Genomic DNA, 6,164 nt, shown 5'->3' on the forward strand with positions numbered 1-6,164 from the left:
CTCGCGCCTCTGCGGCTGCCGCACGGTACCGACCGTCTCCCGGTCCCGTGCGGCGAGCGCAGCGAGCAGGATCTCGAATACCTCGACATCCCGGCCTTCCTGCGCCGTCAGGCCGACTGAGGGCTGCACCCGTTTCGCACGCGAGCGCCCCGCCCGGCCTCGCGCCTCTGCGGCTGCCGCACGGTACCGACCGTCTCCCGGTCCCGTGCGGCGGCTTTGTCGTTTCCGGGCCGCTCCGGGCCACTCCGGCCACGTAGTGAAGTCGCAACAGCCGTGAACCACCGGTGACAAGCGTGTGACCAAACCACCACGCATGGCACTTGATTGTTGTTTTTGTGCCCCGCACAATGACACATGCTGTTGCGCAGTTCATACTAAGCGCCAGTCAGTCATCCAACCGTCCGGTCCGCAACGTACGCCCCTCGTCGGTGCCGGCCCGGTCCCCAACCGGCTGTGACATGTCGGGGTATCCCATGATCAGGCAGCGCACGCTCAAGAACGTCATCCGCGCCACCGGCGTCGGCCTGCACACCGGCGAGAAGGTCTATCTGACGCTGCGCCCGGCGCCGCCGGATGCCGGCATCACCTTCCGCCGCGTCGACCTGCACGCGCCGGTCGAGATCTACGCGCAGCCCGAGAATGTCGGCGACACCCAGCTGTCGACGACGCTGGTGCGTGGCGACGTGCGCGTCTCGACGGTCGAGCACCTGCTGTCGGCCTTCGCCGGCCTCGGCATCGACAACGCCGTCGTCGACGTGAGTGCGCCGGAAGTGCCGATCATGGATGGCAGCGCCGGTCCGTTCGTGTTCCTGCTGCAGTCGGCGGGCATCGAGGAGCAGGCCGCACCGAAGCGCTTCATCCGCATCCGCAAGACCGTCGAGGTGCGTGACGGCGACAAGTGGGCGCGCTTCCGGCCGTTCGACGGCTTCAAGGTCAGGTTCACGATCGACTTCGATCACCCGGTGTTCCGCAACCGTGCGCAGCAGGCCGAGATCGACTTCTCGACCACTTCCTTCGTCAAGGAAGTCTCGCGCGCCCGCACCTTCGGCTTCATGCACGAGATCGAATACCTGCGGGAGCGCAACCTCGCGCTCGGCGGCAGCCTCGACAACGCCATCGTCGTCGACGAGTACCGCATCCTCAACGAGGACGGCCTGCGCTACGAGGACGAGTTCGTCAAGCACAAGATCCTCGACGCGATCGGGGATCTCTACCTGCTCGGCCACAGCCTGATCGGCGCCTTCGAGGGCTACAAGTCCGGTCACGGCCTCAACAACGCGCTGCTGCGCGCGCTGCTCGCCGACCGCGAGGCCTGGGAAGAAGTCACCTACGAGGAGCGCCACGCGCCGATCTCGTTCCTGCAGCCGGCGCAGGTCGCCCGCTGAGCCGAAGCGCGTAGCCAGCTGTCTGCGCCTGCACGGGCGCCGTTCGCGCAGAGCGCGGACGGCGCCCGTTTTGCATCCGGCCGGCCTGCACCACCGTAATGCAGCCCGGCCGGGGCCGGGCACGCAGGTGCGCGGCATCGGGTATCATCCGGCGCCTCGCCGCGTGCAGGCGCGCGTTTCAGCCAAAGGCTCAGTCATGAATCTGATGAAGCTGCTGTTCGGCAGCCGCAACGATCGCGCGGTCACCCGCATGCGCGCCCAGGTCGCCAAAATCACCGCGCTGGAGCCGGCGATCTCGGCGCTCGACGATGCCGGCCTGCGGGCGAAGACCGATGAATTCCGCTCGCGGCTGGCGGGTGGCACGACGCTCGACGCGCTGCTGCCCGAAGCCTTTGCCGTCGTGCGCGAGGCCGCGAAGCGCGTGCTCGGCCTGCGGCCGTTCGACGTGCAGTGCATCGGCGGCATGGTGCTGCATCAGGGCAAGATCACCGAGATGCGCACCGGCGAGGGCAAGACCCTGACCGCGACGCTGCCGGCCTACCTGAACGCGCTCGAAGGCAGGGGCGTGCACATCGTCACCGTCAACGACTACCTCGCGCGCCGCGACGCGACGCAGATGGGACGGCTGTTCGGCTTCCTCGGCCTCAGCACCGGCTGCATCCTCGGCGGCATGGACGCGGCCGAGAAGCGCGCCGCCTACGCCGCCGACATCACCTACGGCACCAACAACGAGTTCGGCTTCGACTACCTGCGCGACAACATGGCGTTCTCGCTGGAGCAGAAGGTGCAGCGCGCCTTCAACTTCGCGATCGTCGACGAGGTCGACTCGATCCTGATCGACGAGGCGCGCACGCCGCTGATCATCTCGGGTCCGGCCGAGGAGAGCGCCGACATCTACAAGCGCGTCAACGCGCTGATCCCGCGGCTGGTGGCGCAGGAAGCCGAGGACGGGCCCGGTGACTTCTCGGTCGACGAGAAGGTCAAGCAGGTCTACCTGACCGAGGAAGGTCACGAGAAGGTCGAGACGCTGATGGTCGAGGCCGGGCTGCTGCGCGACGGCGAGAGCCTCTACGACGCCACCAACCTGACGCTGTTCCACCACCTCAACGCCTGCCTGCGCGCACACAAGCTCTACCAGCGCGATGTCGCCTACATCGTGCGCGCCGGCCAGGTGGTCATCGTCGACGAGTTCACCGGCCGCACGATGCCGGGCCGGCGCTGGTCCGACGGCCTGCACCAGGCGATCGAGGCCAAGGAGGGCGTCGCGATCCAGGCCGAGAACCAGACGCTCGCGTCGATCACCTTCCAGAACCTGTTCCGGCTGTACCGCAAGCTCGCCGGCATGACCGGCACCGCCGACACCGAGGCCTACGAGTTCCAGCAGATCTACGGGCTCGAAGTGCTGGTCGTGCCGACGCACCGGCCGATGGTGCGCAAGGATCACGGCGACCTGGTGTTCCTGACCCAGCGCGAGAAGTACGTCGCGGTCGCCGAGGACATCAAGGACTGCGTCCAGCGCGGCCAGCCGGCGCTGGTCGGCACGACCTCGATCGAGGTTTCGGAGCTGCTGAGCCAGATGCTGACCAGGGACGGCGTGCCGCACTCGGTGCTCAACGCCAAGCAGCACGAGCGCGAGGCCGAGATCGTCGCGCAGGCCGGCCGGCCCGGCACCGTCACGATCGCCACCAACATGGCCGGCCGCGGCACCGACATCGTGCTCGGCGGCAACCTCTCGGCCGAACTCGACGCGCTCGATCCCGAGGCCGACGAGGCGGCCCGCGAGGCGGTGCGTGCCGACTGGCAGCAGCGCCACGACGCCGTGGTCGCCGCCGGCGGCCTGCACATCGTCGGCACCGAGCGCCACGAGTCGCGGCGCATCGACAACCAGCTGCGCGGCCGCTCCGGCCGTCAGGGCGATCCGGGTTCCTCGCGCTTCTACCTGTCGCTCGAAGACAGCCTGATGCGCATCTTCGCGTCCGAGCGCGTCTCGGGCCTGATGCAGAAGCTCGGCATGAAGGAAGGCGAGGCGATCGAGCATCCGTGGGTCACGCGCGCGATCGAGAACGCCCAGCGCAAGGTCGAGGCGCACAACTTCGACATCCGCAAACAGCTGCTCGAATACGACGACGTGGCCAACGAGCAGCGCAAGGTCGTCTACGCGCAGCGCAACGAGCTGCTCGCCGCCGAGGACATCGCCGAGGCCGTGCGCTCGATGCGCCACACGGTGCTCGGCCGCGTGTTCGCCGGCTTCGTGCCGCCGGGCAGTCTCGACGAGATGTGGGATCTGCCCGGCCTCGAAGCCGCGCTCGAAACCGACTTCGGCCTGACGCTGGCGCTGCGCAGCTGGCTGGAGGCCGAGCCGAACCTGATCGAGGAAAACCTGCGCGAGCGCGTGCTGGCGGCGGCCGACAGCGCCTATGACGACAAGGAAGCGCTGGTGCGCGCCGAGTTCCTGCGCCGCTTCGAGAAGGACGTGCTGCTGCAGGTGCTCGACAACCACTGGAAGGAGCATCTGGCGGCGATGGATTACCTGCGTCAGGGCATCCACCTGCGCGGTTTCGCGCAGAAGAACCCGAAGCAGGAATACAAGCGCGAAGCCTTCGAGATGTTCGAGGCCATGCTCGAACGCATCCAGCACGACGTGATCAGCTTCCTGCTGCGCGTGCAGTTCCAGCAGGAAGCCCCGCCGCTGCCCGAGCACCACGCGCCGGCCGATGCCGAGCTGCACTTCGAGCACGCCGAGGTCTCGGCGCTCGCCGAAGGCGAGGACGAGGAAGCCGAGGCCACGGCCCGTGCCGCCGCCGCCGATCGCGCCGCGCACACGCCCTTCGTGCGCGAGGACCGCAAGGTCGGACGCAACGACCCCTGCCCCTGCGGTTCCGGCAAGAAGTACAAGCACTGCCACGGCCAGCTCGCCTGAGCCTCCGCCGCCGTGGCCGGCGGGCACGACCGCGCGTCGTGCCCGCCGGGATCCGATATCCCGTTCCGATGCCCTTTCCGATGCCGATCCGCGGAGAACCGCCATGCCGGTGAACCTGAACCCGCCCGCACCGGGCAGCCTGAAAGCCATCGCCGGCGTCACGCTCGGCGTCACCGCCGCGCACGTGCGCAAGCCGGACCGCAAGGACGTGATGGTCATGACGCTGCCGGACGGTGCGCGCGTCGCCGGCGTGTTCACGCAGAACCGCTTCTGTGCGGCGCCGGTGCAGCTCTGCCGCGCGCATCTGGCCGCCGGCGCGCCGATCCGTGCGCTGGTCGTCAACACCGGCATCGCCAATGCCGGCACCGGCGACGACGGCCTCGCGCGCGCGCAGGCCGTCTGCGCGGAACTGGCCGGGCGGCTCGGCTGCGCACCCGCGCAGATCCTGCCGTTCTCGACCGGCGTGATCATGGAGCCGCTGCCGGTCGAGCGCATCGCCGCCGGCCTGCCGGCCTGTCTCGCCGATGCCCGCGGCAACGGCTGGGAGGACGCCGCCGCTGCGATCATGACCACCGACACGGTGGCCAAGGGCAGCTCGCGCACGCTCGAACTCGACGGCCGCCCGGTGAGCGTCACCGGCATCGCCAAGGGCGCCGGCATGATCCATCCGGACATGGCGACGATGCTCGGCTTCGTGGCCACCGACGCGGCGGTGGCGCAGCCGCTGCTCGATGCGCTGCTCAGGCGCGTCGCCGACGATTCCTTCAACCGCGTCACCGTCGACGGCGACACCTCGACCAACGATTCCTTCGTGCTGATCGCCGCCGGCACGGCCGGCATCGCCGAGATCGCGAGCGAGGCCGACCCGCGCCTCGCCGTGCTCGAAGCCGCGATCCGCGAGGTGGCGGTCGAGCTGGCGCAGGCGCTGGCGCGCGACGGCGAAGGCGCGACCAAGTTCGTGACCATCGAGGTCGATGGCGGGCGGGACCGCCGCGAATGCGTGCGCATCGGCAAGGCCATCGCCCATTCGCCGCTGGTGAAGACGGCGCTGTTCGCGTCCGACCCGAACCTCGGCCGCCTGCTCGCGGCGATCGGCTATGCCGGCATCGACGATCTCGACGTCAGCGCGCTGCGCCTGTGGCTCGGACCGGTGCTGGTCGCCGAGCACGGCGGGCGTGCCGCCGGCTACGTCGAGGCCGAGGCCGCTGCGGCGATGGCCGAGGCCGAGATCACGATCCGCGTCGAGCTCGGTCGCGGCAGCGCCCGCGATCGCGTCTGGACCTGCGACTTCTCGTACGACTACGTGAAGATCAACGCCGAGTACCGTTCTTGAGCGCAGGGGTCAGCGGCTCCGTCCGCGGATGCGTGCACGTCGCCGCCGGCGCGCTGGTCGATCGCGCCGGGCGCGTGCTGATCGCGCAGCGCCCGGCGCGCGCGCATCAGGGCGGGCTGTGGGAGTTTCCGGGCGGCAAGCTCGAAGCCGGTGAAAGCGTGCAGGCCGCGCTCGCGCGCGAGCTGCACGAGGAACTCGGCATCGTCGTGCGTCGCGCCCGGCCGCTGATCGCGGTCGAGCACGCCTACGCCGACAAGACCGTGCGCCTCGATGTCTGGCGCATCGAGGACTGGAGCGGCGTGCCGCACGGCCGTGAAGGCCAGCCGCTCGCCTGGTGCGATCCGCAGGCGCTCGACCCGGTCGCGTTTCCGGCGGCCGACGTGCCGGTGCTCGCGGCGCTGCGTCTGCCGCCGATGTACCTCGTGACCGGCGAGCCGGCGCAGGAGCCGGAGGTCTTTCTCGCCCGGCTCGATGCGGCCCTCGCGCGCGGCGTGCGGCTCGTGCAGCTGCGCGCGAAGGCGCTGCC

General features: G+C 69.8%; 4 protein-coding genes. All 4 read left to right on the plus strand.

What is annotated here, in order from left to right; all coding sequences use genetic code 11:
- Positions 1–473 precede the first annotated feature (473 nt).
- A complete protein-coding gene (gene lpxC, locus PKE44_RS13590) occupies positions 474–1,385 on the plus strand; it encodes a UDP-3-O-acyl-N-acetylglucosamine deacetylase (protein ID WP_324552085.1) in 912 nt (303 codons plus the stop codon).
- Positions 1,386–1,581: 196 nt separating this feature from the next.
- Positions 1,582–4,305, plus strand: coding sequence for a preprotein translocase subunit SecA (gene secA / locus PKE44_RS13595; RefSeq protein ID WP_324552087.1), 2,724 nt, complete (start codon positions 1,582–1,584; stop codon positions 4,303–4,305).
- A gap of 103 nt (positions 4,306–4,408) precedes the next feature.
- A complete protein-coding gene (gene argJ / locus PKE44_RS13600; protein ID WP_324552089.1) occupies positions 4,409–5,638 on the plus strand; it encodes a bifunctional glutamate N-acetyltransferase/amino-acid acetyltransferase ArgJ in 1,230 nt (409 codons plus the stop codon).
- A gap of 32 nt (positions 5,639–5,670) precedes the next feature.
- The coding region (mutT, locus tag PKE44_RS13605; RefSeq protein WP_324552091.1) for an 8-oxo-dGTP diphosphatase MutT at positions 5,671–6,164 on the plus strand (494 nt) is incomplete at its 3' end.

The organism is Plasticicumulans sp., assembly GCF_035331805.1.
Classification (GTDB): Bacteria; Pseudomonadota; Gammaproteobacteria; order Competibacterales; family Competibacteraceae; genus Plasticicumulans.